This is a genomic window from Pseudomonas sp. K5002 (assembly GCF_013386655.1).
In the GTDB taxonomy this organism is placed as follows: Bacteria; Pseudomonadota; Gammaproteobacteria; order Pseudomonadales; family Pseudomonadaceae; genus Aquipseudomonas.
This window is the reverse complement of the sequence record NZ_JACARK010000008.1, coordinates 1-3071: the sequence shown is the minus strand read 5'-3', so window position 1 is coordinate 3071 and position 3071 is coordinate 1. Positions and strand designations below refer to the sequence as shown.

Sequence of the window (3071 nt, the reverse complement as noted above, 5' to 3'; positions counted from 1 at the left end):
GAGCTGCATTCCCACGCGGAGCGTGGGAACGATCATAAAAAAGGCCCCTGGATTCTCATCCCGGGGCCTTTTGCATTTCAGCGGTCAGTGTTTATGCCGCTTTCGCTTCCAGCTGGCTCAACGAGCGGTTCAGCGCGCTGAACACCGCCTTGAAGCTCGCCGTGGTGATGTTTTCATCAATGCCCACGCCATGCACCGGACGCTCACCGTTCACTCGCAGCTCGATGTAGGCCGCCGCCTTGGCATTGGTGCCGGCGCCAATCGCATGTTCGTTGTAATCCATGATCTCCACACCAATCGGCAGCCCGGCCACCAGCGCTTCCAGGGCGCCGTTGCCTTTGCCGTGCCAGCGCAGGTTGGTTTCGCCCTGGCCCTTGCCGGAGACTTCAACTTCCACCGAGCTGTTGCCGTTCTCTTCCTGCAAGCGATGGCTGACCAGCGCGTAAGGAATGTTGGCTTGCAGGTATTCACGCTGCAACAAGCTGTAGATCTGCGCGGCGGTCATCTCCAGGCCCACGCGGTCGGTTTCGGCCTGTACCACCTGGCTGAACTCGATCTGCATGCGGCGCGGCAAGCTGATGCCGTATTCCTGCTCCAGCAGGTAGGCGATGCCGCCTTTGCCCGACTGGCTGTTGACGCGGATCACCGCCTCGTAGCTGCGGCCGATGTCGGCCGGGTCGATCGGCAAGTACGGCACTTCCCACAAGGCGTCGTCTTTCTGCTGGGTGAAGCCCTTGCGGATCGCGTCCTGATGGGAGCCGGAGAAGGCGGTGTGAACCAGGTCGCCGACGTACGGGTGACGCGGGTGCACCGGGATCTGGTTGCACTCTTCGACTACCTTGCGGATGCCGTCGATGTCGGAGAAGTCCAGCTGAGGGTCGAGGCCCTGGGTGTACATGTTCAAGGCCACGGTGACCAGGTCGACGTTACCGGTACGCTCGCCGTTGCCGAACAGGCAGCCTTCGACACGGTCGGCGCCGGCCATCAGGCCCAACTCGGTGGCGGCTACGCCGGTGCCACGGTCGTTGTGGGTGTGCAGGCTGATGATCACGCTGTCGCGACGGTTGATATGACGACCGAACCACTCGATCTGGTCGGCATAGATGTTCGGGGTGGCGCACTCGACGGTGGCTGGCAGGTTGAGGATCACCTTGTGCTCAGGCGTCGGGTTCCAGACCTCGATCACCGCGTCACAGACTTCCTTGGCGAACTCAAGCTCAGTGGCGCTGAACGTCTCTGGCGAGTATTCGAAGGTCCACTGGGTTTCCGGCTGCTGGGCGGCGTATTTGACGAACAGCTTGGCCGCGTTGACCGCGATCGCCTTGATGCCGTCCTTGTCCTGGTTGAACACGATGCGGCGGAACGACGGCGAGGTGGCGTTGTACAAGTGAACGATGGCTTTCTTCGCCCCGCGCAGGGATTCGAAGGTGCGCGCGATCAAGTCTTCACGGCCCTGGGTCAGCACCTGGATGGTGGTGTCCGCGGGGATGTGATTGTCTTCGATCAGGGTGCGCACGAAGTCGAAATCGGTTTGCGACGCAGCCGGGAAGGAGGCTTCTATTTCCTTCACACCGACGGCCACCAGGGTCTTCCAGAAACGCAGCTTTTTCACCGCGTCCATCGGTTCGATCAGCGACTGGTTGCCGTCGCGCAGGTCGGAACTGCACCAGATCGGCGCGGTGGTGATGGTTTTCGAAGGCCAGGTGCGGTCCGGGATATCAATGGTCGGGAACGCGCGGTACTTCGAAGACGGGTCTTTGAGCATGCTCATCGGGAAATCCTTTGTCTAGGGGCCGAGAAAAGGCGGCCTGCCGTAAAACTGTTATTGGGGATAAAGCAGAAGACGAGGCAGATCGATTCAGCCTGGCAGTCGTGCGCTGACTAGGCACAGGCTGCGGTGCTGGCGGAGCTGAATGAGGGTGTGAGAGGTTTTCATAGGTCCAACCCTAACCGCCGGGGTGAAAGATGGCAAGCAGTCGGAAAAAATTGAGAGAAGTTCTGCTATTGCTGAGGAAAACGAGATTTTATGGTTGAGAATTGTGCGCGGGGTTGTTTTGTTTGCGCACCCGTTGCCGGGTGCGCAATTGAGCATCAGGGCTGAAACGCGCCGATAAAGATCGCCGGATCCACCCGTGCGTCGTTCAGGCTGATGTTCCAATGCATATGCGGCCCGGTCGCCCTGCCGGTGGAACCGACCTTGCCCACCACTGCACCACGAGCCAGTTGCTGGCCCACGCTCACATCAATCTTCGACATATGGCAGAACATGCTGATAAAGCCCTGGCCATGGTCGACAAACACGGTGTTGCCGTTGAAGAAGTAGTTGCCGGTCAGGATCACCTTGCCCGCTGCCGGGGTCTTGATCGGCGTGCCGGCGCCCACGGCAAAGTCCAGGCCGGAATGCGGATTCCGCTCCTCGCCGTTGAAGAAACGTCGCACGCCGAACTTGCTCGACAGCGGCCCGTTCACCGGCTTGTCCAGCAGCAGGTTGCTCGGCGTGTTCGGGCTGAAACTGCGATAGGCCTTGAGCTGGACTGCCAGCTCGCCTTCGATGCGCTTGAGTTGCGCCGGGTCCGGGTTCACCTGGCTCTTGTTCTTCAGGGTGATGTGCTGCTCGGGGTATTTCTTGAAGCCCACGACAAACGGCAGGTTCTGGCTGCCGCTGGTAATGCGTTGGGTGCCGGGCTTGACCGTCAGCGGGATGCCCACAATCGCCAGCCAGTTGTTTTGCTCCTTCACCACCAGCACTGGGCGGTTCATGTAGGTGGCTTTGGGCGCTGTGGCCGAAGTGCCGAGGTCGACCACCGCCACGCCACCGGGCACCGGCTTGTTCAGCAGCCGGGTGATGTAGCTGTCGGCATGGGCGTTAAAGGTCAGGCACAGCAGCATCAACAAACTTAAAAAGCGTGGCATCAATCAATCCAGTAACGAGAGGGTGACGGGCGTCAGGTGGTTGTCTTCCACCCGTACCTGCAATTGGCCTTCACCGAGGCGCGCGGTCAGGCGCTGCCCGGTGTGGGTTTGCGCGGCGTTGCGAATCGCCTGGCCGCGTTCGTCGAGCAAGATGCTGT

Annotated in this window: 2 protein-coding genes and 1 pseudogene; all 3 read right to left on the bottom strand. The window is 60.6% G+C overall.

Translation table 11 applies throughout. From position 1 onward, the window contains the following. Window positions 1-91: 91 nt before the first annotated feature. Window positions 92-1771: a 2-isopropylmalate synthase gene (leuA, locus tag HX846_RS00295; protein ID WP_102605673.1), complete on the bottom strand. Its 1680-nt coding sequence runs from the start codon at window positions 1769-1771 to the stop codon at window positions 92-94. Between the two features lie 320 nt (window positions 1772-2091). Then, the gene (locus HX846_RS00290) at window positions 2092-2913 is read right to left on the bottom strand and encodes a peptidoglycan DD-metalloendopeptidase family protein (protein WP_008438272.1); all 822 of its coding nucleotides are present in this window, start codon (window positions 2911-2913) and stop codon (window positions 2092-2094) included. A gap of 3 nt (window positions 2914-2916) precedes the next feature. After that, window positions 2917-3071, bottom strand: a pseudogene (locus HX846_RS00285) (exodeoxyribonuclease VII large subunit); the annotation flags it as partial.

Coding starts and splice junctions, on each gene's coding strand:
- leuA (WP_102605673.1), bottom strand. CDS start 1,771: ATGAGCATGCTCAAAGACCCGTCTTCGAAGTACCGCGCGTTCCCGACC.
- HX846_RS00290 (WP_008438272.1), bottom strand. CDS start 2,913: ATGCCACGCTTTTTAAGTTTGTTGATGCTGCTGTGCCTGACCTTTAAC.